The sequence below is a fragment of the Paraburkholderia sacchari genome, assembly GCF_000785435.2.
Taxonomy (GTDB): Bacteria; Pseudomonadota; Gammaproteobacteria; order Burkholderiales; family Burkholderiaceae; genus Paraburkholderia; species Paraburkholderia sacchari.
The window spans coordinates 1,297,678-1,323,458 of the sequence record NZ_JTDB02000001.1; the positions used below are offsets into that span (position 1 = coordinate 1,297,678).

At 66.3% G+C, this 25,781-nt stretch carries 21 protein-coding genes; 8 read left to right on the top strand and 13 right to left on the bottom strand.

The genetic code is table 11. From position 1 onward, the window contains the following. Positions 1-33: 33 nt before the first annotated feature. Entirely contained in the window at positions 34-1,206 is a 1,173-nt protein-coding gene (locus NH14_RS05760) for an alpha-hydroxy acid oxidase (protein WP_035528956.1), read from the top strand. Between the two features lie 67 nt (positions 1,207-1,273). Here the strand turns inward: NH14_RS05760 and NH14_RS05765 are convergent, their stop codons facing one another. The 3 genes from NH14_RS05765 to NH14_RS05775 form a co-directional block, all read right to left on the bottom strand. Beyond that, positions 1,274-3,196, bottom strand: coding sequence for an alkyl/aryl-sulfatase (locus NH14_RS05765; RefSeq protein WP_052148172.1), 1,923 nt, complete (start codon positions 3,194-3,196; stop codon positions 1,274-1,276). 59 nt (positions 3,197-3,255) lie between these two features. Beyond that, positions 3,256-4,944, bottom strand: coding sequence for a GMC family oxidoreductase (locus tag NH14_RS05770; RefSeq protein WP_052148188.1), 1,689 nt, complete (start codon positions 4,942-4,944; stop codon positions 3,256-3,258). A 131-nt stretch (positions 4,945-5,075) separates the two neighbouring features. Next, positions 5,076-5,786, bottom strand: a complete 711-nt coding sequence (locus tag NH14_RS05775; RefSeq protein WP_035528958.1) for a GntR family transcriptional regulator — start codon at positions 5,784-5,786, stop codon at positions 5,076-5,078. A 142-nt stretch (positions 5,787-5,928) separates the two neighbouring features. Here NH14_RS05775 and NH14_RS05780 point away from each other — a divergent pair, with 142 nt between their 5' ends. From NH14_RS05780 to NH14_RS05810, 7 genes are all read left to right on the top strand, one after another. Further along, positions 5,929-8,733: a LuxR C-terminal-related transcriptional regulator gene (locus NH14_RS05780; RefSeq protein ID WP_035528961.1), complete on the top strand. Its 2,805-nt coding sequence runs from the start codon at positions 5,929-5,931 to the stop codon at positions 8,731-8,733. A 173-nt stretch (positions 8,734-8,906) separates the two neighbouring features. Beyond that, complete coding sequence (locus tag NH14_RS05785; protein ID WP_035528966.1) at positions 8,907-10,793, top strand: feruloyl-CoA synthase; 1,887 nt, start codon at positions 8,907-8,909, stop codon at positions 10,791-10,793. A 52-nt stretch (positions 10,794-10,845) separates the two neighbouring features. Then, on the top strand, positions 10,846-11,985 hold the full coding sequence (locus NH14_RS05790) for an acyl-CoA dehydrogenase family protein (RefSeq protein WP_035529240.1): 1,140 nt from the start codon (positions 10,846-10,848) through the stop codon (positions 11,983-11,985). A gap of 56 nt (positions 11,986-12,041) precedes the next feature. Continuing rightward, on the top strand, positions 12,042-13,229 hold the full coding sequence (locus NH14_RS05795) for a lipid-transfer protein (RefSeq protein ID WP_035528969.1): 1,188 nt from the start codon (positions 12,042-12,044) through the stop codon (positions 13,227-13,229). Between the two features lie 53 nt (positions 13,230-13,282). Continuing rightward, the gene (locus tag NH14_RS05800) at positions 13,283-13,723 is read left to right on the top strand and encodes a MaoC family dehydratase N-terminal domain-containing protein (protein WP_035528971.1); all 441 of its coding nucleotides are present in this window, start codon (positions 13,283-13,285) and stop codon (positions 13,721-13,723) included. Positions 13,724-13,737: 14 nt separating this feature from the next. Further along, positions 13,738-14,154: a MaoC family dehydratase gene (locus tag NH14_RS05805; RefSeq protein ID WP_035528975.1), complete on the top strand. Its 417-nt coding sequence runs from the start codon at positions 13,738-13,740 to the stop codon at positions 14,152-14,154. 25 nt (positions 14,155-14,179) lie between these two features. Continuing rightward, the gene (locus NH14_RS05810) at positions 14,180-15,001 is read left to right on the top strand and encodes an SDR family NAD(P)-dependent oxidoreductase (RefSeq protein ID WP_035528978.1); all 822 of its coding nucleotides are present in this window, start codon (positions 14,180-14,182) and stop codon (positions 14,999-15,001) included. 229 nt (positions 15,002-15,230) lie between these two features. Here the strand turns inward: NH14_RS05810 and NH14_RS05815 are convergent, their stop codons facing one another. From NH14_RS05815 to NH14_RS05860, 10 genes are all read right to left on the bottom strand, one after another. Beyond that, positions 15,231-16,385 carry a CaiB/BaiF CoA transferase family protein gene (locus NH14_RS05815; RefSeq protein ID WP_035528980.1) on the bottom strand — a complete coding sequence of 385 codons (1,155 nt, stop codon included), beginning with the start codon at positions 16,383-16,385 and terminating at the stop codon, positions 15,231-15,233. 241 nt (positions 16,386-16,626) lie between these two features. After that, positions 16,627-17,922 (bottom strand): MFS transporter, encoded by a 1,296-nt coding sequence (locus NH14_RS05820; RefSeq protein ID WP_035528982.1) that lies wholly within the window; start codon positions 17,920-17,922, stop codon positions 16,627-16,629. 137 nt (positions 17,923-18,059) lie between these two features. Further along, entirely contained in the window at positions 18,060-19,217 is a 1,158-nt protein-coding gene (locus NH14_RS05825) for an acyl-CoA dehydrogenase family protein (protein WP_052148173.1), read from the bottom strand. Positions 19,218-19,226: 9 nt separating this feature from the next. Beyond that, complete coding sequence (locus tag NH14_RS05830; protein ID WP_035528984.1) at positions 19,227-20,420, bottom strand: acyl-CoA dehydrogenase family protein; 1,194 nt, start codon at positions 20,418-20,420, stop codon at positions 19,227-19,229. A gap of 55 nt (positions 20,421-20,475) precedes the next feature. After that, on the bottom strand, positions 20,476-21,270 hold the full coding sequence (locus tag NH14_RS05835; protein WP_035528986.1) for a citryl-CoA lyase: 795 nt from the start codon (positions 21,268-21,270) through the stop codon (positions 20,476-20,478). A gap of 14 nt (positions 21,271-21,284) precedes the next feature. Then, positions 21,285-21,794 (bottom strand): MaoC family dehydratase, encoded by a 510-nt coding sequence (locus tag NH14_RS05840; protein WP_035528988.1) that lies wholly within the window; start codon positions 21,792-21,794, stop codon positions 21,285-21,287. 9 nt (positions 21,795-21,803) lie between these two features. Continuing rightward, the gene (locus NH14_RS05845; RefSeq protein ID WP_035528990.1) at positions 21,804-22,952 is read right to left on the bottom strand and encodes an acyl-CoA dehydrogenase family protein; all 1,149 of its coding nucleotides are present in this window, start codon (positions 22,950-22,952) and stop codon (positions 21,804-21,806) included. Between the two features lie 37 nt (positions 22,953-22,989). Next, the gene (locus NH14_RS05850) at positions 22,990-23,742 is read right to left on the bottom strand and encodes an SDR family NAD(P)-dependent oxidoreductase (protein WP_035528992.1); all 753 of its coding nucleotides are present in this window, start codon (positions 23,740-23,742) and stop codon (positions 22,990-22,992) included. A gap of 286 nt (positions 23,743-24,028) precedes the next feature. Then, positions 24,029-24,394 carry a BON domain-containing protein gene (locus NH14_RS05855; RefSeq protein ID WP_035528994.1) on the bottom strand — a complete coding sequence of 122 codons (366 nt, stop codon included), beginning with the start codon at positions 24,392-24,394 and terminating at the stop codon, positions 24,029-24,031. Between the two features lie 86 nt (positions 24,395-24,480). Next, a complete protein-coding gene (locus tag NH14_RS05860) occupies positions 24,481-25,593 on the bottom strand; it encodes a porin (protein ID WP_035528997.1) in 1,113 nt (370 codons plus the stop codon). Positions 25,594-25,781 lie beyond the last annotated feature (188 nt).

Consider the following 25,781-nt stretch of genomic DNA (forward strand, 5'->3'; position numbering starts at 1 on the left):
ACGCGGCTTGACCCGATTGGGACGTACACCTACATGAAACGCAAGCTCTACAGCGGACGCAATCCCGCCCGCGCGGTCGCGATTGCCGATCTTCAGGCGATGGCGCAGCGGCGTCTGCCCCACTTCGCGCTCGAATACCTCGAATGCGGCGCCGAGGACGAACTCGGCGTCCACGCGAATCGCGCGGCGTTCGAGTCGCTTCGGCTCGTGCCGCGCACGTTGCGCGACGTCTCGGTTCGTTCGATCGAAACGCCGTTCAAGGGCGGCTATTCAGCAGCGCCGATGGCGGTCGGCCCGACCGGTTTCAACGGCATGCTGTGGCGCGATGCCGATATCGCATTGGCGCGAGCAGCCGCTCAAAGCGGCGTGCCGTTCTGCCTCGCAACGCTTGCGAGCGCAAGCATCGAGCGTGTCGCAGCGGCCACGCGCAAGTGGCCCGATGCGCCCCGCTGGCTCCAGCTCTACATGTTCCAGGACCGGCAATGCACGCTGGAACTCATGCAGCGCGCCCGCGATGCGGGATACACGTCGCTCGTGCTGACCACCGACGCGACCGTATACGGCAACCGCAACTGGGAAGCGCGCAATTATCGTGGCTTCAAAAAGCCGGACTTCCGGAACCTGCTCAATACCGCAACGTGCTGGCGCTGGCTCGCCAACGTGTACGCGCCGGGACTGCCGCGCTTCGAGAATCTCGACGGCTTCATCGGCAAACGCGCGAGCGCGCTCGACGCGGCCGAGTGGATCGAGCGCCAGATGGACACGACGCTCGCGTGGCGCGACGTCGAATGGCTGCGCGAACGCTGGAACGGCACGCTGATCCTCAAAGGCATTCTCGACGCGCACGACGCCTCGCAGGCCGTGCGCTGCGGTGTGGACTCGATCGTGGTGACGAACCACGGCGGCCGGCAGCTCGATGCGGCGATCCCCAGCATTGCGGCGCTGCCCGCCATCGCCGATGCGGTCGGCGGACGCGCCGAGATTCTGCTCGACTCCGGCGTCCGGCGCGGAATGGATGCGCTCAAGGCGCGCCGTCTTGGCGCACAGGGCGTGCTGCTCGGGCGCGCCACGCTTTACGGCGTGGCGGCGGCGGGCGAGCGCGGCGCGTTGCGCGCGCTGGAGATCATGCGCAACGAAATCGACAACGGGCTCGCGCAGCTTGGGTGTGCGAATCTCGACCAGCTCGCCGGTATAGCGATCGCATAACACCCGCCGCGCCCGTGGCCGAAGCGCGGGCAGTCGCACCGCCCTGCCCGCGCCCCCGCCGTTTCGATCAAGGCTCGACGACGTTGAATTCGCCCTTGAACTGGTCGAGCGTGCCCAGCAGCTTCTTGAACAGGCTGCCGTCGCCCTGCACCGCGATGCTGCCGTCCTGCAGCGCCTCCATGAAGCCCGTTTCGCCGCACAGGATCTGATTGAGCTTGTCGCGCGTCATCGCGACCTCGACCTGCGACGGCAGCGCGCTCGATGCCGAGCAAGTCAACGCGCCGTGCTGGAGATTCAGCGCGAAGCGCTTGCCGAGATCCGTGAACACCCAGTCGATGCGCATGCTCAGATGCTGCGCGCGCTGCCCATCCACGCGCACGGCCAGATAGTCGAAGAACATCTCTTCGGTGATCGCGCAGACCATGTCGCGGCTACGGCTCGCGAACTGCGTCCCGCTGCAGTTCCCCTCGCGCAATTCGCGCGCACCGAGCAGGAACGCGTTGCGCCACGTTGCGGATTCGGTTTGATAGCCCATCTGCTCCAGCGCCGCCGCGCCAAGCTCGCGCGCCTCGCGAAGCGCGGGCTGCGCGAACACCAGATGATTCATCACCTGCGCCACCCAGCGATACTCGCCGTTCTCGAAATCGCGCTGCGCTCGTTCGAGCATGGCCTGCGCGCCGCCCATGTACTCGACGTAACGCGGCGCAGCCATCTCGGGCGGCAAGGCATGCAGGTTCGACGGGTTGCCGTCGTACCAGCTCAGATAGTGCTGGTAGATCGCCTTCACGTTGTGCGACACGGTCCCGTAGTATCCGCGCGCATGCCACAGCGCGCGCAGCGAATCGGGCAATTGCATGGCCTCCGCGATCTCCGGCGCGGTCATGCCGTGGTTCATCATGCGCACGGTCTGGTCGTGGAGGTACTTGTAGAGATCGCGCTGGGCTTCGAGGTATCCGGTGATGCGCTCGCTGCCCCAGGTCGGCCAGTTGTGCTGCGCGAAAACGACCGTCGCCTCACGGCCGAACCGTTCGAGCGAGTCGCCGAGGTAGCGCGACCATAGCTGGGCATTGCGAACCTGCGCGCCGCGCAGCGGGCAAAGATTATGCAGCGAACGCGTGCCGTTTTCGGCCAGATTGAGCGCGCGCTCCTGCGGAAAATAGAAATGCATCTCCGCGGGCGCCTCGCTTTCGGGCGTGAGCTGGAACACGATCTCCACGCCGTCGATGACATGCGTTTCCGTCATCTCCCGAATCAGTTGCGTCGGCGGAATCAGCGTGATGGTTCCGCGCGGCATGGTCTTGCCCATGCCGGCGTCGATCTGGCAGCAGGCGTTGCGGGCCAGCGTATGCCCGAACTGGAACTGCGAGCGGCGCATCATCGCGGTGCCCGCGAGCACGTTCTCGGCCACGGCCTCCTCCATGAAGCCCGCCGGCGCGATGATCGCGGTCCGCCCTGCTTTCACGTCCGCTTCGGTCGTGACGCCGCGCACGCCGCCGAAATGGTCGGCATGGCTGTGGCTGTAGAGCACCGCCACGACCGGGCGCTTCGGCCTGTGCTTGAAGTACAGATTCAGCGCGGCAGCGGCGGTTTCCTTGCACGTGAGCGGGTCGATGACGATCAGGCCGCTGTCGCCTTCGATAAAGGTGATGTTCGAAACGTCGAAGCCGCGCACCTGATAAATGCGCTCGGTAACCTTGAACAGGCCGTGCAGCGTATTGAGCCGCGCGTGACGCCACAAGGCCGGATGGGCCGTTGCCGGCGCCTCGGGTTCGTCGAGAAACGCGTAGTCGGCCAGACTCCAGACGATTTGACCATAGTCGCCGCGCACCTCGGCGTCCGGCACCGTGCCGATAAAGCCACGCAGCGCGTCGGCTTCCTCCTGCGGATCGTCCAGCGGGAGTTCGCTCAAGGCGCGCTGGTGCGCGGCAAGCGTCGAAGCGCTGGCCGGAAGCGGCGTGAAGGCAATTTCTTTGGAATCCTGATTGTGCATCGTATTTTCTCCTGCGCTCGCCCGGCAACCGCGCTCGTCGCGCTGCCGGGCGCCGCGCATCAATGCGCTGATGCGCGAATGAGGTCGGCCGCCTTCTCGGCGATCATGATGGTTGGCGCGTTCGTATTGCCGCCGATCAGCGTGGGCATGACGGAGGCATCGGCCACCCGCAGGCCTTCGACGCCGCGCACGCGCAGCGCCGGATCGACCACGGCCATGCTGTCCACCCCCATCTTGCAGGTGCCCACGGGATGGAACAGCGTGTCGGCGTGCTCGCGGATATACGCGCGGATCGCCTGTTCGTCGCCCTCGCCGGGCCCGAAGTCATCGGTGAAGAGTTCGCGGCCGCCGGCCTCGGCGAGCGCGGGCTGCGCGTAGATCTTGCGGGTGAGGCGCACGCCGGTCACGAGGTTGTCCATGTCGGATTCGACGCTCAGGTAGCGCGGGTCGATCAGCGGCGCTTCGCGCATGTCGGCGGAGCGCAGCCGCACCACGCCACGGCTTTGCGGGCGAAGATTGGTGGCGTGGCAGCTATAGCCGGGCGGCGCTTTCTTGCCGGCGTTCTTGCCGCGGCTGCCAACCAGCGCGAGGATGAAGGCGAACTGGAGATCGGGCTCGGCCAGATTGGGGCGCGTGCGCGTGAAGCCGCCCGCCTCGATCACGTTCGACGAAAACATGCCCGAGCGGTCGCGCCGATAGCGCATCAGCTCCGGAATCATGCGCACGATATTGCGCAGCGAATACCCATACAAATCGGCCGACGGCACCTCTTTTCGGATCGTCACGTCAATGTGGTCCTGCAGGTTCTCGCCCACGCCCGGCAAATCGCACCGAACCGGAATGCCGAGTTCGCGCAGATGCGCGGCAGGCCCCACGCCGGAAGCCATGAGCAGTTGCGGCGAGTTGAATGCGCCCGCGCTCAGGATGACCTCGCGCCGCGCGCGCAGCGATCGCTCGACGCCATCACGCACGACGCGCACACCCCTCGCCCGCTGCTGCTCGAACTCCACGCGCAACGCGACCGTGCCGGTCATGACCGCGAGCCCGGCGCGGCCGCCGTTGAACGCCGTGTCGGCCGCGTTGCCGCGATGCAGGTAGGCACGCGCGGTGTTCCACCGTTCGCCGTTGTGCTGCGTGACCTGGTACAGGCCCACGCCGTCCTGGTGCTCGCCGTTGAAGTCGTCGTTGAGCGGCATGCCGAGTTGCCGCGCCGCATCGATGAAGCGCTGGCTGAACGGACTCAGCGAGCGCTGATCGCTCACGTACAACGGGCCGTCCACGCCGTGCCAGGGATTGGCTGGCCCGCGCGCGAAACGCTCGTTGCCCTCGGCGCGGATGAAATACGGCAGCACCTCCTCATAGCTCCAGCCCGCGCAGCCCAGTTGCGCCCAGCGGTCGTAGTCGTTGCGGTGGCCGCGAATGTACAGCATGCCGTTGATCGACGAACTGCCGCCAAGGCCGCGGCCGCGCGGCTGAAACGAGGAGCGATTGTTCAGCGCCGGCTGCGGCACGGTGCGATAGCCGTAGTTGCGCGGCCCCTCCGCCACGGCGAGTTTTGCGACGCCTACCGGCGTGCTGACGAGGAAGTGATGATCGTCGGGACCCGTTTCGAGCAACGCGACCGTCACTCCGGGCGTGTCGGCAAGGCGACTCGCAATCGCGCAGCCGGCCGACCCCGCTCCGACCACAATGTAGTCGTACTCATCGTTATCGCCGGCGGGCACGGGCTGGCGAGCCGATTCATTCATGTCGTCTCCAATATCGATGTTCTTTCCCGCCGCACGCGCGGGCGAGCAGTCCGGCAAGCGTACGTGGCGCTATCGGCGACTTCAACGCATGAATCGGGTGGCCGCGCGAAAAACTCGGGTGGGTGGGGCCGCTAGCGGCTCAACTTGAAGCGGTAGGAGAAAACGTCGCCGCGCAGGAAAAACTCGGAGCAGCAGACGGCTTCCCCTCGCGCGTCATACGGCGTGCAGCGAATCCGCAAGACCGGCGCATCGACCGCGATATCGAGGCGCTGCGCGAGTTGCGAGCCAGCCGCGATGGCGCTCGTTTCCGCTTGCAGGTCTTTCAGGCGGTAGCCCAGCCGGTTTTCGAGAATCGTCGATGCGTCATTCGTTTCGATGTCCTCGCGCACCAGCGCCTCGATCAGCGGCGGCGCGCCCATGACGCGGAACCAGGCAACCGGCATCGAATCCAGCATGCGGATCGTGCTCGCGCAGAGCACGCGCGCATTCGCGTCGAGGCCCAGCGCGTCGCGCGCGAAATCCGGCGCCTTGATCTCGCGAACCGAGACGAGCTTGCCATGCGCCGTTTTCCCGCGCGCGCGCGCCGCTTCGTAAAAGCCGGTCAGCGGGCCCAAGTTGGCTTCTTGCTCCGGCCTCGTCACGAAACTGCCCTTGCCGTTGACCTTCTCGATCAACCCGCTTGCGTGCAGCCCCGCGAGCGACTGCCGCACGGTGATGCGGCTGACGCCGAACTCCTCCATAAGCGCGGCCTCGGACGGCAACTGCATGCCTGCCGACAGGTGGTTGTCGAGAATGCGGCGGCGCAGTTCCTTCTCGATCTGCTTGAAACGGGGTTCGGACACGGCAAGTTCCAATGGACGCGCGCGCCCAAATGTACAAGGTAGGGAGATGACGTGCGGCATTATATACCTGTTATAACAGCTTGTTGACCTGTTATAAGAGGCTGTGGCAGTATCGCGCTCATGCTTGAACGGAAGGCGCATCATGCTGCACGAAACTGATTCAGGGCTCGAACCCGAGCCTGCCCCCAGCCAGCAAGACGCCAGTGCGGGCGGCCGTGCGCTGCCACGACGCAGCACCGGCCGCGCCGTGGCGCGCGAGCGGCTCATCACCCAACTGGTGAATGCCCGGCGCAAACGCTGCATCGTCGCCCAAGGCCCGGCCGGATGCGGCAAGACCACCCTGCTGCTGTCCTGGCGCGAATCCTTGCTGTCGCTGGGCTTCGACGTGGCGTGGCTCGCCTGCGGCAGCGCCGACAACGACCCCGCGACGCTGCTCGATCATCTCGCCGGCAGCCTGGCCGAGGTCGCGCCGGGCATCAGCCGCGAGGCGCTGATGCTGGGCGGCCGCGGCATCGATTCGGAGATGGTGGAGCGCACCATCATTGCGCTCGCCACCGGCATCGCCGAACACGGGCGCGAACTGGTGCTCGTGCTCGACAACCTGGAACAGATCGCCGACGAGCAGATTCACGAAGCCCTGCAATGGCTGATTGATTACGCGCCCGCCAACCTCCATCTCGCGATCGTGTCGCGCAGCGCCGTGCCGCTGTCGCTCGGGCGCTTGCGCGACCAGGGGCTGGTGCTGGAGCTCGACATGCGCGAGCTGCGCTTCTCGGCGGCGGAGTCGGAACTGTTCCTGCGCACGCAGTTGGGCAGCATCGACGCGCGCGATGCGCGGCAGCTTCACGAAATCACCGACGGCTGGGTCGCCGGGCTGGAGCTCGTCGCCCTGCAGATGAAGCGCAAGAAGCTGGCCGTTTCCGAAATCCTGTCCCCCGACACGCATGCGCGCACCCGGCTTCACGATGCGCGAGCCTTCGCCGGCTACTTCGAGCGCGAGGTGCTCTCGCACCTGCAGCCGGACGCCGTCGATCTGCTGGAGCGGCTTGCCGTTTGCACGCAATTCTGCTCGAGCCTGTGCGTCGCGCTAGCCGGCAACGCGCTGCCGGCCGCGAGGGTGCCGGCGCTGCTGGCCAAGCTCGCGTCCGACAACCTGTTCACGACCACGGCCAAAGGCCACGATGCCGAAACCTGGCACCGCCTCAATCCGCTCTTTCGCGAAATCCTGCTGCGCCGCTTCCGCACCCGCAACGAGGCGCAGCAGCGCGAGGTGCATCTCGCCGCGTCTCGCTGGTTCGGCGCCCACGACCGGCCCGACGAATCGGTGCGGCATGCGCTGCTAGCCGGCGAGGCCGAAGCGGCCGCCGGCCTGGTCCTGAGCGTGGCGCGCTCGCTGCAGGCGCGCGGCGAACTGCGCAAGGTCATCGGGCTGATCCGCCTGCTCCCGCTCGACCAGGTGCGGCGCCACCCGGGCCTGCGGCTCTGGCTCGCGCACCTGCGGCTTTACACCCGCGAGTACGACGCGTGCGCGAGCGACATCGCCGCGCTGAAGGCGGAGATTCCCGAAACCGATCGCTATTCGCGCTACCGGCTCACGCTGGCCGAAACCGCGCTGGCGATCCAGCTCGACGATACAGACGCGGCCATGAGCATCCTGCCGCAGTTGCTGCATACGCCGCCCGATGCCGACGGCATCGCGAGCGGCGCGCGCAACAACGCGCTGTCGTGGCTCTACATGCACCGTGGCGATTACGAACGGGCCCGCCGCGTGCAACTCGACTCACCGCCGCCGATGGTCGACGGCATGGCCCTCATGGGCACTTCGTCTGGAATCCTTAATGGTCGCTGCCTGATCGGCTTCAGCTATGCGCTGGAAGGCAAGTACCTGCAAACCGAGCGCATTTGCCGCGAGACGCTGACCGAAGCCGATGCGCGCGGAACCGCCGCAGCCGAAGCGGCGTGCCTCGCGGCCGCCTTGCTCGGCGAGGTGCTCTATGAATTCAACGAACTCGACGCGGCGCGCAAGCTGCTGGAGTCGCGCATCGAAGTGCTCGAACGCGTGTCGATTCCCGATTCCGTGCTGCGCGTGACCACGGTGCTCTCGGCGGTGCACTGGCTGGCCGGACACCGGCTCGACTCGTTCGCGTGGCTGCAGCGTCTGGAGGACTACGCGGCCCAGCACAACCTGTTCCGGCTGCGCGCCCATAGCCTGGCTGAGCAGATGCAGCGGCACCTGCAATGCGGCCAGTACGAGGCGGCCGATCAGGCGCTGACCCGCCTGAAGGAGGTCGTCGCCCGGGTGCTGCCGGGAGAGCACAGCCGGCTGGCCGAGGTGCGCATGGCCTTTGGCCGCGCCAGCGCGAACTGGCATATCGCGCACAGCGAATTCGACAAGGCCGCCGGCCAGCTCGAGATGCTGATCGAACTGGCCGATTCGCGCGGCTGGCAACGGCACGTGGCCTGCATCGAAATGCAGCTCGCCACGGTCGAGGCGCGCCGCGAGCGCACCGACGCCGCCCAGGCGCTGACGCTCTCGGCCCTGCGCCGGGGCCACCGTCTCGGGCTCGTGCGCAGCCTGCTGGACACCGATCCGGGCGCGCTCAAGCTGATCCATCAAAGCGTGGATGCCCACCCCGGCGATCCCGTGCTGACGTTCTATCTGAACCGGCTGCAAAGCGCCCAGCGCAGTGTGATGGCCGCCACGGCCGCCGCCTCGCCGCGCGCGGCCGCGCGCCAGGGCGAACTGATCGCCGAACCGCTGAGCGAACGCGAGGCAACCGTCGTCAGTCTGCTGGCGCAGGCGCTGCCGAACAAGAAAATCGCGCGCACACTGGGCCTTTCGCCGGAAACCGTCAAGTGGCACCTGCGGAACATCTACGGGAAGCTTGGGGTCTCGAGCCGCGACGAGGCCGTGGCGCGCATGCGCGATCTGGGCCTGATGCCCTGATCACCGATTCCGGCACCCGCCACCCGCCCTGGGTGGGTTCCGCGCCCCTCGCAATCACTAATCTGACGCCATGGTGACGCGCCATGCCGGACCCGGCGCCGACCGCCTCAAATGAACAACCGGCCGGCGGCGCCTTGCGCCCGCCGCCGCGAAAAATCCAAGGAGACAGGCGAATGAACATGGCAGCCGAACCCGACCTCGCAGCCGCGCCCTGGCGCACTGCGCGGTTCCCGGAGCGCCAGATACAGGTCGAGCACCGCGCGGACGGCACGCTAATCCTGCGCACGGCCAGCAAACCGGCCGCGCTGCCGCACCTGAGCTTTGCCGGCTTCATTCCCCATTGGGCCGCCCAGCGCGGCGACACGCCCGCGCTCAGCGAACGCGACGCGCACGGCGCGTGGCGTTCGATCGACTGGCGCACGCTGTGGCAGCAGGTGCAGTCCGTGGCGGCCGGGCTGCTCGAACTGGGGCTCGGCCAGCAGCGCCCGGTCATGCTGCTGTCCGGCAATTCGATCGAGCAAGCCGTGCTGCTGCTCGCCGCAGAATACGTGGGCATTCCCACGGCGCCCGTCTCGCCCGCCTACGCAACGCTTAGCAAGGACTTTGCGCGCTTGAAGGGCGTGGCCGAACTGGTGCCGCCCGGCGCGATTTTCGTGCAGGCCACACCCGCGCTGACTCGCGCGCTGGAGGCGCTGAGCCATTACAACGCGACGGTGATCGCCGTCGCCTCGCAGGAACCCGGGCAACTGAGCTGGCAACAGCTCGCCGCCACGCCGCTCACCGAAGCCCGCCTCGCGGCCGTGGCGCGCGCGCATGCCGCCCTGCGCCGCGACGACACCGCGCGCGTGCTCTTCACCTCGGGTTCCACGGGCGTACCCAAGGGCGTCGCGCTCACCTACCGCAATTTCCATGCGGTGGCGTCGTACTACGCGGACAACCTCGGCTGGCTCAACGACGCGCAGCCCGTGTTTCTCGACTGGCTGCCATGGCACCACGGCCTGGGCGGCGTGCTGAACCTCGGCCGCTCGATCCAGTTCGGCGCGCAGCATTACATCGATGACGGCCGCCCGCTGCCAGGCATGATCGAGCGCACCGTGCGCAATCTGCGCGAAGTGTCCCCCACCATCTTCACGAGCGTGCCGTCCGCCTGGGCCGTGCTGGCCAACGAACTGGAGCGCGATCCCGCGCTGGCCCGCAGCCTGTTCGCGAACGCGCGCTGCTTCGGCTACGGCGGCGCGAGTCTGCCGGTCGACGTCTGGCAGCGCATCGAGCGCGTGGCGGTGCAGACCGTGGGCGAGCGCATCATGTTCTGCTCGGGTCTGGCCTCGACTGAAACAACCGGCATGGGCACCTATTGCAGCTGGCCCACCGAATCGCCCGGCAACATCGGCACGCCGGTCCCCGGCGTCGAAGTCAAGCTCTGCCGGCTCGAAGGCGGCGACGGGCGCTACGAGTTCCGCATGCGCGGCGACCACATCTTCGGCGGCTATATCGCCCAGCCCGAACTCACCGCCGCCGCATTCGACGACGAAGGCTTCTTTCGCCTCGGCGATGCCGTGCGCCTCGTCGCTCCCCCCGATCCGGCCGCCGGCATGGTGTTCGCCGGCCGCGTGGCCGAAGACTTCAAGCTCGCCAATGGCACCTGGGTGCGCACCGGCGCCGTGCGCCTCGCGCTGCTCGAACAGTGCGCGCCGCTGCTGAGCGACGCGGTGATCTGCGGCCACGATCACGACTACCTCGCGGCGCTCGCGTGGCCCAACGCCGCCGCGTGCAAGCGCGTCTTGCCTGAGCTCGACGGGCTCGACATGGCGGCGCTCGCGAAGCATCCGGCACTGGTCGCGGAGCTCCAGCGCCGGCTCGCCGGCAGCGGCAGCGGCGCCCATGCGGCCAGCCTGCGCGTGCAACGACTGATGCTCATGGAAGAGCCGCCTTCGATGGACGCCGGCGAGATCGCCGACAAGGGCTACGTCAACCAGGCGCTCACCCGCGCCCGGCGCGCCCACCTGGTCGCGGCGCTGTTCGAGAACACGCCCGCGGACCACGTCGCCCGCGCGCACTGATCGCTTCGTAAAAAACAACCGGGACAACCCACACCGATTCAGGATGATCGACATGAATATCCAGCGAACCGTATTTCGTGAGGACCACGAAATGCTCCGTACCACGGTGCGGCGCTTCATCGAACGCGAATGCCTGCCGAAGCAGGCCGAGTGGGACCGCGCCGGCCTGGTCGACCGCGAAACCTGGCTCAAGGCGGGCCGCGAAGGATTGCTGTGCGTCACCATTCCCGCCGAGTACGGCGGCGGCGGCGGCGACTTCGGCCACGCGGCCGTGCTCAACGAGGAAATCACCGCCACCGGCGTGAGCGGGCTCGGCTTCGGCGTGCACTCGGACATTGTCGCCCCCTATATCCTGCGCATCGGCTCGGAAGAGCAGAAACAACGCTGGCTGCCGAAAATCTGCCGCGGCGAGCAGATTCTCGCCATCGCGATGACGGAGCCCGGTATGGGCAGCGACCTGAAGGCCGCGCGCACCACGGCCATCCGTGACGGCGACGAATACGTGATCAACGGCAGCAAGACCTTCATCACCAATGGCCTGAACGCCGATCTCGTGGTGGTGGTCTGCAAGACCGATCCGGCCGCCGGCGCGCGCGGCGTGAGCCTGATCGTGGTCGAAACCGATCGTCCGGGATTCCGGCGCGGGCGCAAGCTCGAAAAGCTGGGACAGCACGCCCAGGATACCTCGGAGCTGTTCTTCGACGACGTGCGCGTGCCAGTCGGCAACCTGCTCGGCGAAGAAGGCAAGGGCTTCGCCTACCTGATGCAGGAACTGCCGCAAGAGCGCCTTTCGATTGCCGTGGCCGCCGCCGCGCGCCTCGAAAGCTGCCTCGAACATACGATCAACTACGTGAAGGATCGCCGCGCGTTCAACCAGACCGTGTGGGATTTCCAGAACACGAAATTCAAGCTCGCCGATATCAAGGCGCAGGCCGTGGCCGCGCGCCTGCTGGTCGATCACTACCTCGGCGAGCACATGCGCCGGCGTCTCACCGTGGAAGAAGCCGCCGTCGCCAAGCTGTTCGCCACCGAGGCGCTCGGCAAGGCGCTCGACGAGATGGTCCAGTTGCACGGCGGCTACGGCTACATGCTCGAGTATCCGGTCGCCCGCGCATTCGTCGACGCACGTGTGACGCGCATTTACGGCGGCACCAGCGAGGTCATGCGCGAACTCATTGCGCGCAGCCTTTGAGTCCCGATTCATCATCGATCAACCCTCGATCCAGTTCACCCGAAGGAGCTTCCCCCATGAGCCGTAATGTCTATGTCGCCGGTGTCGGCATGATCCCCTTCAAGAAGCCCGGTACGAGCGAAACGTACGACATGATGGGCGCCATCGCGGCACGCGACGCGCTCGCCGACGCGGGTATCGAATACAGCGACGTGCAGCAGGCCTATGCCGGTTACGTGTACGGCGATTCGACCAGCGGCCAGAAGGCGCTCTATCACGTCGGCCTGTCGGGCATTCCCATCATCAACGTCAACAACAACTGCTCGACGGGTTCCTCCGCGTTGTTCCTCGCGCGCCAGGCCGTGCAAAGCGGCGCGGTGGACTGCGCGATCGCCGTGGGCTTCGAATTCATGCAGCCGGGTCCGCTGGTCGGCCACTGGAACGACCGCGAGCGCGCACTCGAACGCGCGCTCAAGCTGACCGACGAACTCGTCGATCGTCACGATCTGCCGAGCGCCATCCGCCAATTCGCCGGCGCTGGCCGCGCGCATATGCAGAAGTACGGCACCAAGCTGGAGACGTTCGCGAAGATTCGCGCCAAAGCCAGCCAGCACGCCGCGCGCAATCCGCTCGCGGTGTTCCGCAACATCGTGACGCCCGAGGACGTGCTGGCCGCGCCGGTGCTGTGGGAAGGCGTGCTCACGCGCCTGATGGCCTGCCCGCCCACCTGCGGCGGTGCGGCGGCCATCGTGGTATCGGAAGAATTCGCGAAAAAGCGCGGCCTGCGCATGGACGTGAAGATCGCGGCGCAAACCATCACCACCGACCTGCCGAGCACCTTCGACACGCGCGACATGATCCGCGTGGTGGGCTTCGACATGTCGCGCCTCGCAGCCAATCAGGTGTACGAACAAGCTGGCGTCGGCCCGCAGGACATCGACGTGATCGAACTGCACGACTGCTTCGCCCAGAACGAATTGCTCACCTATGAAGCGCTGGGCCTGTGCGCCGAAGGCGAAGGCGAAAAGCTCGTCAACGACGGCGACAACACCTATGGCGGCAAGTGGGTCACGAATCCCTCGGGCGGCCTGCTCTCGAAGGGCCATCCGCTTGGCGCGACCGGTCTCGCGCAGTGCTACGAGCTCACCCACCAACTGCGCGGCACGGCCGACCAGCGCCAGGTGGAAGGCGCGAAGCTGGCCCTCGCACACAACATCGGACTCGGTGGCGCGTGCGTCGCCACGATCTACGAAAAGACCGCCTGAATGAAAGCGCGCGTCAACCCGCCGACGCCGCACACAGGCAAGGAGCGAACCTCATGATCGACAAGCAGCACATCGGCAAGACCATCCCGGCTTACCGCGCCGTGGCCGAAGCCGGCCAGTTGCGCTTCTTCGCAAAGGCGACCGGCGAAACCAACCCGGTCTACTTCGACGAAGCCGCGGCCCGCGACGCGGGGCACCCGTCGCTGCCCCTGCCGCCCACGTTCCTGTTCTCGCTGGAATTCCAGCAGCCGGACACGGGCTGGCGCCAGGAGTTGGGCATCGAACTCGCGCGCATTCTGCACGGCGAGCAATCGTTCACCTATCACCGCCTTGCCTACGCAGGAGACGTGCTGTGCTTCGAATCGCGCATCGCCGACATCTACGACAAGAAAGGCGGCGCGCTGCAGTTCGTCGTGCGCGAAACGCGCGTGACGAACCAGCGCGGCGAGCACGTCGCCGACCTGCGCGGCGTGCTGGTGCAACGCAACGGCTGAACCGGAGAGACGTCATGACCCAGCTGAACTACGACACGGTGCAGGTTGGCGACACGCTGCCGCCGCTTGCGCTGCCGCCGGTGAACCGCACCACGCTCGCGCTGTTTGCCGGCGCATCGGGCGACCACAACCCCGTGCACATCGACATCGACTTCGCGCGCCGCGCGGGCATGCCCGATGTGTTCGCGCACGGCATGCTTTCGATGGCCTGGCTCGGCCGCCTGCTCACGCAGTGGGTCGACCAGCGCCAGTTGCGCCAGTTCGGCGTGCGCTTTGTCGGCATCACGCATCTCGGCCACCAGATCACCTGCACTGGGCGCGTGGTCGAGAAGTTCGAAGCGGATGGCGAGAAGCGCGTGCGACTCGAAATCCAGACCGCCAACCAGTATGGCGAACCGCGCGTCGTGGGCGACGCCGTGGTCGCGCTTTAACCCTCATTACCAGGAGACATGCAACATGGGCAAACTCGACGGCAAAGTGGCGCTCGTCACCGGCTCGGGCCGCGGCATCGGCCGGGCCATCGCTGAAAAACTCGCAAGCGAAGGCGCGCGCCTCGTCATCAACGATCTCGACGCCGAACCGGCGCAGGAAACGGTCGAAGCACTGAAGGCCAACGGCGCGCAAGCCGTGGCCTGCGTGGGCAACGTGGCGGCGCCCGACTTCGGCGATCGTTTCGTCAGCACTGCGATGAATGCGTTTCAGGGCATCGACATCATCGTCAACAACGCGGGCTTCACGTGGGACGACGTGATCCAGAAGATGAGCGACGAGCAGTGGTACGCCGTGCTCGACTGTCATATGACGGCGCCGTTCCGCATCCTGCGGGCCGCGTATCCGCACATCAAGGCGCTGCACGCCGCCGACAAGGAAGCGGGCCGCGAGGTGTACCGCAAGATCGTGAACATCTCGTCGACGTCGGCGCTCAACGGTAACGCGGGCCAGATGAACTACTCGTCCGCGAAGGCCGGCGTGATCGGCATGACGCGCGCGCTCGCGCGCGAATGGGGGCGCTTCAACGTCAACGTCAACGCCGTGGCGTTCGGCCTGATCCATACGCGCATGACGGTCAGCACCGAACAGGCGCAGACCGTCAAGATCGACGGCCGCGACATTCGCGTGGGCCTGAACGCGGAAATGCTGAAGACGCACGCACAGCGCAACCCGCTCGGCCGTGGCGGCACGCCCGAGGAAGCCGCGGGCGGCGTGTATCTGTTCTGCTCGCCCGAATCGAACTACATCACGGGCCAGACGATCGCCGTTGCGGGCAACCTGCAGTAAACGCAAACCGTGGATTGATCTCCAGTTTCAGGATTGCCGGCTGACGCAAGTCAGCCGGTTTTTTTTCGTCCGGGCACATCGAGTCGAAGCGAGGGCCGAAAAAAACGGCGGGCACATGGCGTGTTCGCCTCATGCCCGCCTCGATGCTCTCAGGTTCCACTACTGGCGCAGCTTCCAGGCTACACGAGCATCACGACCGCAATCGATCCACTCGCGTGCCCGTTCTGTCTCACTCCTTGTAACCCACGCCCAGCGCCCTCAAACGCCCGATCGCGCCCGCGTCGAACCCCCAGTCGACCAGCGCAGCGTGGCCCGCCTGCCCGCGTTCGGGCGATGGGCCGCGCACCGCCGATGGCGTGGCCGAAAAACGCGGCGCGGGCGCGGGCTGAACCACCCCCCCCACTTCGACGAAGCTGCCGCGCGCACGCTGCTGCGGATGCGCGGGTGCCTCGGAAAAACCCAGCACCGGCGCAACGCAAGCATCGCTGCCGTCGAATACGGCACACCACTCGTCGCGCGTGCGGGTGAGGAAGACCTCTTCGAAGCGCTTTCGCAGCACCGGCCAGCCGTCGCGGTCATGCTGGCGCGGCAGCGCCTCGCCAGCCAGCCCGAGCTTCTCGATCAACTGCGCGTAGAAGCGCGCCTCGACCGCGCCAACCGCCATGTACTGGCCGTCGCGCGTGCGATAGCTGTCGTACCAGGGCGTGCCGCCGTCGAGCAGGTTGCTGGCGCGCGACTCGCGCCAGTTGCCCGATGCAATGAGGCCCCACACGTTCGCGCCTAGCTGCGCCGCGCCTTCCACCATTGCCGCGTCGACGACCTGGCCCGCACCGCCGCGCTGCGTATTGAACAGCGCGGCGACCACGCCGAGCGCGAGCAGCATGCCGCCGCCGCCGAAGTCGCCCACGAGGTTCAGCGGCGGCACCGGCGCGGCGTCGGCCCGCCCAATGCCGGAGAGCACGCCGGCCAGCGCGATGTAGTTGAGGTCGTGCCCCGCCCGCGCCGCGAGCGGCCCGGTTTGCCCCCAGCCGGTCATGCGGCCGTAGACCAGCTTGGGATTGCGGGCGAGCGCCGTGTCCGGGCCAAGGCCGAGACGCTCCATCGTGCCTGGGCGAAACCCTTCGATCACAATGTCGGCCTGCGCCATCAGTTCGAGCGCGGCTTCAACTGCTTCGGGCTGCTTGAGATCGAGTGTGATCGAGCGGCGCCCGCGCCCCGTCACGCTCACGTGCTTGCCGTTGACCTTGGGGCCAAGATCGGCCGGTGCCTCGGGGCGGTCGATGCGCAACACGTCCGCGCCCATGTCCGCGAGCAGCATGCCCGCGAACGGACCAGGCCCGATCGCTTCGAATTCCAGAACCCGTACTCCGCTCAAAACACCCATCGTTGCTCCTCCTTGTTCGTGACTGTTGCGGATCACGCGCACACGCATGACGATTGCGGCAATGCCGCGTGTCCGACAGGTCCAGTAAACCAGACCGGCACGCTCGACGGCCCCACCCGTCTGGAGTGGAACGCCCGAAGCATGCGCGCAGCCCATGACCTCGCCGCGCACGTAAACGCAAAAGGCGGCAGCGGGTCTTCCCCGACTGCCGCCGCGCTGCCCGGCGATGCCCGCTGGTCTTTCAGCTTGCCGCTGTCTCCAGACGGACCAAGGCTTGCTTCGATCGATCCGGGTGCAGCCACAGCAACGCAACCACGGCTGCAAGCACAAGCAGCGCCGCCCCGCACACGAAACCCAGTTCATAGCCATGCGCGTCATGAATGCCGCGCGCCTGCACCAGTCGGCCGATCACGGCCGGAGCCACCGCACCGGCCAGATTTCCCACCGCGGTAAGAATGGCGATCATGCTCGCCCGCTGACGGTCGGGCACCATCTCCGCGAGAATGGCCGGCGCGAGCGCAATGGCGATGGGCGGCAAAGCGCCCGCCACGGCGAATATCCACGCCTTGCGCGCGGGCGCCATCGGCACGAACGCGAGGACGCACAACAGCGCCGCCGCGCCGAGAATGGCCAAGCTCACGAGCACCACGCGGGCCTGACGGCTTGACGCCCCGCCGCGCAGCAGACGCTGCGACAGCAGGCTCAAGCCGATGGTGACCGGCATCGCGGTCACCACCACGACCGCAAACCACCGGCCGGCCGCGATCGCGCTGAAACCCAAGCCGTTCTCCAGATACGCGGGCAGCCAGGTCATGGTGAGGCCAAGCGTCCAGTAGCCCGCGAAGCTGAACAGAAAGACGCCAAGCACGGACGGATTGAACAGCATGCGCCGGTACGGCAGACGCTCCGCCGTATCAGCGGCATCGACCTTGCCCTCGCGCCGGGACGCCGCGCCAATCGGCCCCTCTCGGCCACAGCACAGCCACAGCACGCTCCAGAGCGCGCCGGCCACGCCGAGAATCACGAAATTGGCGCGCCAGCCCCAATGCTGGTTCACCAGCGGAATCAGCAGCCCCGCGAGCAACAGCCCGCCACCCGCCCCCTGCACGACCACCGCGACAGGCAAGCTGCGCTTCGAGTCGGGAAACCATTTGTAGAGCGAATGAACCGACACGGGAAACGCCGGCCCTTCGGCGGCGCCCAGCAGCAAGCGGCAGACGAGAATCGCCGCTGCGCTGCTGGCGAACGCAATCGGCAACTGCAGGATCGCCCAACTGATGCCCATCGCCAGCAGTAGCAGGCGAGTGGGCACGCGATTGGCGAGAAACCCGACAATCACCGTGGAGACGGAGAACAGCCAGTAAAAGCTGCCGGCGATCACGCCGAACTCGGAAGGCGAGAGATGCAACTCCGCCATCACGGGAACGGCCACCATCCCAAGGGAAATCTTGTCGATAAAGTTGATCAGCATGAAGCACGTCAGCATGGCTGCCGTGCCCCATGCCGCGCCGCGCCGATATGCAATGGAATCGCTCATGAAATTTCCTGTTTGCCGGACCTGCTGGCCACCCTGCCGATTGAAGGCGCGTCCGCGCCTGGGCAGCAGGCGCCATGCACATGCGGCGCGACCCGGATGCGTTCGCGCCGCCGCCTCATTGTCACCAAGTCACCGCATCACCCCGCGAACGCGGGCGCGGATCCGCAATCCTCCGCCACCGTGCGCGCGAAGCGGTCCGTGTGATGATCGGCGTCGCCGAACATCTGCCCCGCCGCCGTGAGGAACTTGAAGTAGTCGCCCACCACCAGCTCGGCGGTCACGCCAATGCCGCCATGCAACTGAATCGCATTTTGCCCGATAAAGCGCGCGGCCCTCGCCACCATTGCCTTGGCGCCGCTGATGGCGCGCCGTCGCTCGGCCGGCGTCGACGCATCGATGGCGGCCACGGCCAGATGCGTCATGGAAAGCGCAAGCTCCTTCTGAACCTGCATGTCGGCAAGCCGGTGGCGCAGCGCCTGGAACGCGGCGAGCGGCTGGCCGAACTGACGCCGCGTGCGCAGGTACTCGGCTGTCGTGCCGATGAGCTGATCAATGGCGCCCACCGAGGCCGCGCACAGCGCCGCGATGCCGCTATCGAGACCGGCTTCGAGTATGACCGCGCCTTTGCGCGGATCGCCGAGCACGTCCGACGCCGCCACGATGACCGACTCGAAGGTGACCTCCGCGGCGCGCTGGCCATCGACGGTCGGGTACGCGCGCACGCTCACGCCCTGGGCGTGCGCGTCCACCATGAACAGCGTCACCGCTTCGACGGCCGGATTCCAGGCCGGAACGATGAACGCATCGGCCGCGCCACCGTGCCATACGTGCAGCTTGCCGCCATCGATCCGATAGCCGTCGCCCAGCGCCGAGGCAATGGTTTGCGGCCGGTCGAAATCGAAACGCGCATTGCGCTCCTGCCATGCGGGCGTGACGATCTTGCTGCCGTCGGCCAGCGCCGGCAGCCAGCGAGCCTTGAAGCTTTCGCTGCCGTGCGCCGCGATCATGCCCGCGCTCACCACGCTGCTCGGGATCAGCGGCTCCAGCAGCAGCGCGCGGCCTGCTTCGTACTGCACAACGAAGATGTCGGCGGCGCTGCCCGAAAAGCCGCCGTATGCCTCGGGCACCGTGAGGGCCAGCAGGCCGAACTCGGCATAGGTGCGCCACGCGGCGCGGCACAGCCCGTCGTGCTCGCGCGCCACCTTGCGGCGATGCTCGACCGTGTACTCGTTTTCGGCGTAGCGCCGCAGCGTGTCGGCAAGCTGACGCTGCTCATCGGTATAGGAAAAGTCCATTTTCGTGCCTCACTGTTCGAGGATCGCTTTCGCGATGATCTCTCGTTGCACTTCGTTCGTGCCGCCGTAAATCGTCGGCTTGCGCAACTCCAGATAATTGCCGGTCACCGCCGCCGCGTGAGCCGGCGCCGGCGTCCAGCCGTCGTAGCCGCCCGCGAGCCAGGACGGCGCGTAGGGCCATGCGTCGGGCCCCATCACGTCGAGTTGCAGCGCCGCGATCTCCTGCTGAAGCTCCGAGCCGCGAATCTTGAGGATCGACGCCTCCGCGCCCGCGCCCTTACTGCGCGCCTGGGTCGCCACGCGCAGCAGCAGCATTTCGAGCGCCATGATCTCCATTTCGAGCCGCGCGATGCGCTCGCGCACGCGCATATCGTCGATCAACGGCTGCCCGCCGGCCCGCGCGCCGGTCGCGAAGGTCTTGAGCAACTGCATCTCGCGATGGCAGTTGCCAAGGCCCGCGATGCCAGTGCGCTCGTGACCCAGCAGATACTTCGCGTAGGTCCAGCCCGCGTTTTCCTCGCCGACGAGATTCTCGACCGGCACCTTGACGTCGTCGAACCAGACCTCGTTGACGTCGCACGCGCCTTCTAGCGTCTCGATGGGCCGCACGGTGATGCCGGGCGTGTTCATGTCGATCAGCAACAGCGAGATGCCGGCCTGCGGCTTTGCCTGCGAGTCGGTGCGCACGAGGCAGAAAATCCAGTTGGCGTACTGCGCATACGAGGTCCACGTCTTCTGGCCGTTCACCACGTAGTGGTCGCCCTCGCGAACCGCGCGCGTCTTGAGCGACGCAAGGTCGGAACCCGCGCCGGGCTCCGAGTAGCCCTGGCACCACCAGTCCTCCGACGCGACGATGCGCGCGAGAAAACGCTGGTGCTGCGCGCTATTGCCGAATTTCATCAGCACCGGCCCGATCATGCTCAAGCCGAACGGCATCTGCCGCGGCGCGCCAGCCACCGCGCACTCCACCTCGAACAGGTGACGCTGCAGCGTGGTCCACCCCGTGCCGCCGAATTCGACCGGCCAGCCCGGCGCGCCCCAGCCGCGCGCGTGCAGAATGCGCTGCCACTGCACGAAGTCTTCGCGTTCGAGATGCTGGTGCCCGAGCACCTTGTCGCGGATCGCATCCGGAAGATTCGCCCTGACGAAGCGCCGCACCTCGTCGCGGAAGGCGATGTCCTCGGGGGAATAATTGAGGTTCATGTCCAATCCCTGATGATCATATGGAGTCCAGATTAGCGTGGCGCCGGACGCGGCATTACGCGCCCTGCTTCGGCTTGCGAACGGGAAGTTCGTTGCGCGGATCCTGGCTCAGCACGAGGTCCCACAGCGCTTGACCCACGGGCTGCTGGCGCTCTTCATAAAGATGGCCGATCAACCCGGCCGCGCGCCCCACGAGCATGAAGCCGCGCGCGAGCAGCGGGTCCAGCCCCATGTCGCCGACGATGGCCCCGATCGCGCCCACCGCATTGATCGGCAGCCGCTTGTGAAGTTCGTCGCGCAATACCTGTTCGATCGCGAGCATCAGCCGCCAATGCTTGCCAAAGCAACCGTTCTCGCGCGAGGCCTCGGCGAGCGTCGCCACGCGCGGATCGCCGTTCACATGGATCGGGTGACCCACGCCGTAGATCGGCTGCTTCTTTTCCTTCGTGCGTTGCAGCGTTGCGCGGGCGCAGGCCAGCATGGCTTCGTCGCTGGCGTCGTCGTCCAGATCCTTCGCGGCCTCGACCAGCATCTCGGCGCAATTCTGCGTCGTGCCGAGGAACACACTGCCCGCGCCGAGCAGGCCCGCCGCAACGGCGGCCTGCATCGCCTCGGGCGCGCCAAGGTAAGTCAGGCGCGCGCTCATCGCGCTCGGCGTGAGGCCGTGATCGCAGGCCGTCACGAGAATCAGGTTGACCATGCGCTTTTCGCGCTCGTCCGGCACGCGGTTCAAGATGGTCAACATCATCGTTTCGACGAAGTCCAGCTTGCCGAGAATCTCCTTCGACAAGTCCTTGCCGCGAACCGTGATTTTGTCGATCGTGGTGTAACCGATTTCAGTCTTGATCATGATGCGTTCCGTATTCAATGCGCTTCGGCGGCAGCCGGCCGGCGGCTCACCATCATCTTTACGAGGCACTCGCACACGGCCTCGCCTTTCTGGTTGAATGCGACGCGGCGAAACTCCACGATGCCGCGCGCCGGGTCCGAAGTTTCGCGGCGTCCGCAGACTTCGATGCTGCCCTTGATCGTGTCGCCAATCAGCGTGGGACGCGGAAAGCGGAAGTTCACCTCCAGCATGCCGATCAGCGACGGTTCGAGCAGTTGATTGACCACCGTGCGCGTGTTGAGCCCCGACAGGATCGAAGCGACCAGCATGCCGTGGGCGATGCGCTTGCCCCACGACGTCCCGGCGGCGTAATCCGCATCCACGTGCACGCGGTTGTAGTCGGCGCTCAGGGCCGCGAAGCTCACCACGTCGGCCTCGGTCACGGTCCGGCTCGCGGTCTCGAACTGCAGGCCCGGCGTCATGTCTTCCCAGTAGTAGCGCAGCGCCCCGATGGCTTGCGGCGCGATCTCCTGTGTGTTCGTCATCGCTCGCCCCTATACGATCGCGGACATGCCCAGCACTTCGCGGCCCACGATCAGCGTCTGGATCTCGGCCGTGCCTTCCGGAATCACGCCGCCGCTCGTGTCGCGGAAAATGCGCTCCAGCGGATACTCCGTCGAATAGCCCAGCCCGCCATGCACGGCAATGGCGATCTTCGCCACTTCATGAGCCGCTTCAGCGGCGTAGAGCTTCGCAATCGAGCATTCGATGCGCGAGGGCAAGCCCTTCTGCAGCGACGCCGCGGCCTTGTAGCCGAGTGCGCGCGCGGCCTCGACCCGCACCATCATGTCCACAATGTGTTTCTGCACGAGCTGGAACTGACCGATGGTCTTGCCAAACTGCTTGCGCGTCTTCGCGTACTCGATGGAGAGGTCGAGCGCGGCCTGCGCCGCGCCCACAGCGCCCATGGCGATATTCATGCGGCCATAGTTGAGGCCGATCGCCATGGCCTTGAGCGCGGAGCCTTCGGCGCCGAGAAGATTTTCTTTCGGAATCCGTACATTATCGATGAACAATTCCGAGGTGCCCGAACCCTTGAGCACCATTTTGTCGACCAGCCGCGCTTCGATTGACGTGGCCGCCTTGTCGATGAGAAACAGCGAATGACCGCCATCGCATGTCGCGCTATGCGTGCGTGCCAGCACGATCACGTAATCGGCGGCAACGCCATTGGTGATCCAGAGCTTGGTGCCGTTGAGCAGGTAATGGTCGCCCTTGTCCTCGGCTCGCGTTTCCACGCCCGCCGGGTTCGAGCCGTGATTCGGCTCGCTGAACGCCACGCACGCGCCTTTTTCCGATGCGAGCACCGGAGCGAGGAAATGCGCCTTCTGCTGCTCCGTGCCGTACTGGCTCACCAGCCGCAGAAAAACGTTGGTGATATTGACGATGGTGCGCAACGAGCCCCAGAAGTAACCGGCTTCCTCCAGCATCATGGCCCACGTGACGAAGTCGAGCCCCATGCCGCCCGACTCCTCCGGCAGAAGACCGCCGATATAGCCGAACTGGCTCATGCCGGCCAGCACGTCCAGCGGGATGTGGCGCGCCTTCTCGCAGGCGTCGATGCGGGGCGCAACTTCCTTGCGCATATAGCGGCGGATGCTGTCGCGCAGCGCCACCTGGTCCGGGTCGAATTCAAAGTCCATCTGTTGACCTCTCTGTTACGCAACGCACACGCGGGCGTTACGAAGAAAAACGTCCGCCCGTCACGTAAAGCGTGACGCCGGTGATATAGCGCGCCCGCTCCGAAGCCATGAAGGCAACCGACGAGGCAATGTCTTCAGGCACGCCGAGAAAACCCACCGGATTCTTCGCCAGCGCGTTGTCGCGCAGCGTTTCGTAGGTGGGGTTGGCGCGCATGAGTTCGGTTTCGATGAAGCCCGGCGCAATCGCGTTCACGGTGATGCCGAACTTCGCCTGCTCGAGAGACAGCGCGCGCGTGAAGCCGACGAGCCCCAGCTTGGCCGTGCTGTAGTTGGTCTGACCAGGATTGCCGAACACCGAGCGCGAAGCAATGTTGACGATGCGCCCCCACTTGCGGGCCATCATGCCGGGCAGCACCGCACGGCTACAGTGGAACGCGCCCTTGAGGATGGTGTCGACGACGGCGTCCCATTCGGACTCGTCCATTTTCGTCAGATAGCGGTCCTTATTGAATCCGGCATTGTTCACGAGGATGTCCACGCCGCCGAACGCTGAGGCGGCCTGCTCGACCATGCCCGCCACCGCGTCGCGATCGCAGACGTCGCATCGCACCGCAATCGCCTGCCCGCCCGACGCGTTGATCTCGCCAGCCACCTGCTGCGCGGCGGCGAGATCGATGTCCGAGATCACCACCCGTGCGCCTTCTTGTGCAAGCATGCGCGCCACTTCGGCGCCAATGCCTCGGCCGCTGCCGGTCACGAGCGCCGCCTTGCCGGATATTCCGAGATCCATGTCTGCTCCTCCATTCTGGTCCTGCGCCACACGCGCGTGGTTGCGCGCCGGCTTGTTTTTGTCGGGCCGGGATAGCTGATTTCCGCATCCGGCCAAGGTATGGAAAGACTACGGGTTCGCGTTCGCGGCTTCAATGCGGAGGACGGGGGGGATGGAAGGGCGAATCGGGTGGGGAGGCGCGCGGGTGGCGGCGAATCAGGCCATCGGGCCTGTGCCCCATAAAGCAGAAAAGCACCTTCGACGAGGTGCTTTTCTGTGTGAGACCGAACCACGAACCACAGATGTGTCAGAACGTGGAGAGCGTCAGCGTATTCTTCACCGAGGTCACGCCCTGAACCGTGCTAACGACCTGCGTAGCCTTGTCGATTTGCGCCTGCTCCGGCACCCAGCCCTGCAGGATCACCGCGCCATCGTGGACGCGAACGGTGATGCCACTCGTCTGCAGTCCTTTCGTCTTGTCGAGCGCATTCAATATGCGCCTGCGCAACGCCCGGTCGGCGGCCTTCGAGGGCGGCGCGCTCGCGGCGCTCGCCGTGGCCACGCCCGAAGTCGAGACGCCCGGCGCCGAAGCGCCGTCCTGCGCGTACGCGTTGAACGAGACGGCCACGCCCGCGACCATGCCCCATGCCAGGCCAATTCGAATCATTTTCATACGGGTCATTCCTTCGTCAAGATTGCTCGTGAATTCACAGCGCGGCGACCTTGCGCGCCGCGCGCGCTGCAAGCGGCGCATCTGAATCAGAAGCGGTGCGTCATGCCCACGACCGCGAGTACCTGGGTCGTACCGCTCGAGGTCACCGACACGCCCGGCCAGCTCATCGTCGCCGTTCCGTTGTTCTTCATGTAGCCAGCGCGCGCGTAAAGTGCGGTGCGCTTGGACAGGCTATGGTCGTAGCCGATCTGAACACCTGGTGTGTTGTCATGCGCGCCGCGCACGTTGCGCTCGAAGCCGGCGATTTCGATGGCATCGGCCGCGGTGGCCTGAATCGTTGCACCGAATTCCAGCATGCTGTACGAATGGCCGAGGCCGAGCCGCGCATCGAGCGAATTCGGCGCCGCATCGTGCGGCCGGTGATAGGCATAGTTGAACTGCAAGTTGACGATGCCGATGCGATACCCGAGCGCGGCCGAGTAATGCTCGGTGCCCAACAGGCCCACCGGCGCGGGGAGCCCCAGATTCGCGGTGCCCGGATGCGCGTACTGGTAGGCCAGACCCGCGTACAGGCCATAGCCCGAGTACGACGCGCCCACGTCCAGCATATTGCCCGTGGTCTGCGGCACCGGCTGGGTGACGGTGGCGGAAAAACCGTACATCGCATAGAGATTGAAGCCGCCGACATTGGGCGACTTGTAGAGCACCGAGTTGCTGGTGCGGCCCGAGACGGCCTGGGTGGCCAGCGTGTTGCGGTCGACGGTGAACACAGCCGCAGACAGCGGCGACAAGACTTCGTCGGCGCGGAACGGATCAGTCGGATAGATGATCCAGAACGTCGGCTGATACTGGCGGCCGAACGTGAGGGAGCCATACTTGTCGCTCGCCAGCCCGACCCACGCCTGCCGGTAGAAAAGCGCGGTGGTATCGGCGAAAAGTGCGCCGTTATTGCTGTTGAATCCGCCTTCGATGTCGAATGCCGCCTTGACGCCGTTGCCGAGATCCTCGGCGCCCTTCAAGCCGAACATCGAACCGCTATTGCCGCCGCTGCGCTGCGAATAGGAATGGTTGCCGCCGTTGTCCAGATACTGCATGAAAACGTCAACCACGCCATATAGCGTCACGCTGGATTGCGCCGCGGCGCTACCGGCGGCCACCGCCATCGCCGCGCCACAGATGCCCTGTCTGATCAATCGCATGCACGTCTCCTCTTTTATGTTCGCCTCGTCGCCCCGACGCGGCGCATGTGAAATCCGTCTTGCGCACTTCAATGGACGGAGCGGAGTGTGGCAGCGGGGGAAATTGGCTGACCTACCCGAACGGGGTGGGACGGGAATACCCGAATGCGGCAGCCCCCCGCAAGGCAAGCTTCGCGGACGACGCGGGG

Coding starts and splice junctions, on each gene's coding strand:
- NH14_RS05785 (WP_035528966.1), top strand. CDS start 8,907: ATGAACATGGCAGCCGAACCCGACCTCGCAGCCGCGCCCTGGCGCACT.
- NH14_RS05800 (WP_035528971.1), top strand. CDS start 13,283: ATGATCGACAAGCAGCACATCGGCAAGACCATCCCGGCTTACCGCGCC.
- NH14_RS05815 (WP_035528980.1), bottom strand. CDS start 16,385: ATGGGTGTTTTGAGCGGAGTACGGGTTCTGGAATTCGAAGCGATCGGG.
- NH14_RS05760 (WP_035528956.1), top strand. CDS start 34: ATGAAACGCAAGCTCTACAGCGGACGCAATCCCGCCCGCGCGGTCGCG.
- NH14_RS05780 (WP_035528961.1), top strand. CDS start 5,929: ATGCTGCACGAAACTGATTCAGGGCTCGAACCCGAGCCTGCCCCCAGC.
- NH14_RS05795 (WP_035528969.1), top strand. CDS start 12,042: ATGAGCCGTAATGTCTATGTCGCCGGTGTCGGCATGATCCCCTTCAAG.
- NH14_RS05820 (WP_035528982.1), bottom strand. CDS start 17,922: ATGAGCGATTCCATTGCATATCGGCGCGGCGCGGCATGGGGCACGGCA.
- NH14_RS05830 (WP_035528984.1), bottom strand. CDS start 20,420: ATGAACCTCAATTATTCCCCCGAGGACATCGCCTTCCGCGACGAGGTG.
- NH14_RS05835 (WP_035528986.1), bottom strand. CDS start 21,270: ATGATCAAGACTGAAATCGGTTACACCACGATCGACAAAATCACGGTT.
- NH14_RS05790 (WP_035529240.1), top strand. CDS start 10,846: ATGAATATCCAGCGAACCGTATTTCGTGAGGACCACGAAATGCTCCGT.
- NH14_RS05770 (WP_052148188.1), bottom strand. CDS start 4,944: ATGAATGAATCGGCTCGCCAGCCCGTGCCCGCCGGCGATAACGATGAG.
- NH14_RS05805 (WP_035528975.1), top strand. CDS start 13,738: ATGACCCAGCTGAACTACGACACGGTGCAGGTTGGCGACACGCTGCCG.
- NH14_RS05765 (WP_052148172.1), bottom strand. CDS start 3,196: ATGCACAATCAGGATTCCAAAGAAATTGCCTTCACGCCGCTTCCGGCC.
- NH14_RS05840 (WP_035528988.1), bottom strand. CDS start 21,794: ATGACGAACACACAGGAGATCGCGCCGCAAGCCATCGGGGCGCTGCGC.
- NH14_RS05845 (WP_035528990.1), bottom strand. CDS start 22,952: ATGGACTTTGAATTCGACCCGGACCAGGTGGCGCTGCGCGACAGCATC.
- NH14_RS05855 (WP_035528994.1), bottom strand. CDS start 24,394: ATGAAAATGATTCGAATTGGCCTGGCATGGGGCATGGTCGCGGGCGTG.
- NH14_RS05810 (WP_035528978.1), top strand. CDS start 14,180: ATGGGCAAACTCGACGGCAAAGTGGCGCTCGTCACCGGCTCGGGCCGC.
- NH14_RS05825 (WP_052148173.1), bottom strand. CDS start 19,217: ATGGACTTTTCCTATACCGATGAGCAGCGTCAGCTTGCCGACACGCTG.
- NH14_RS05850 (WP_035528992.1), bottom strand. CDS start 23,742: ATGGATCTCGGAATATCCGGCAAGGCGGCGCTCGTGACCGGCAGCGGC.
- NH14_RS05860 (WP_035528997.1), bottom strand. CDS start 25,593: ATGCGATTGATCAGACAGGGCATCTGTGGCGCGGCGATGGCGGTGGCC.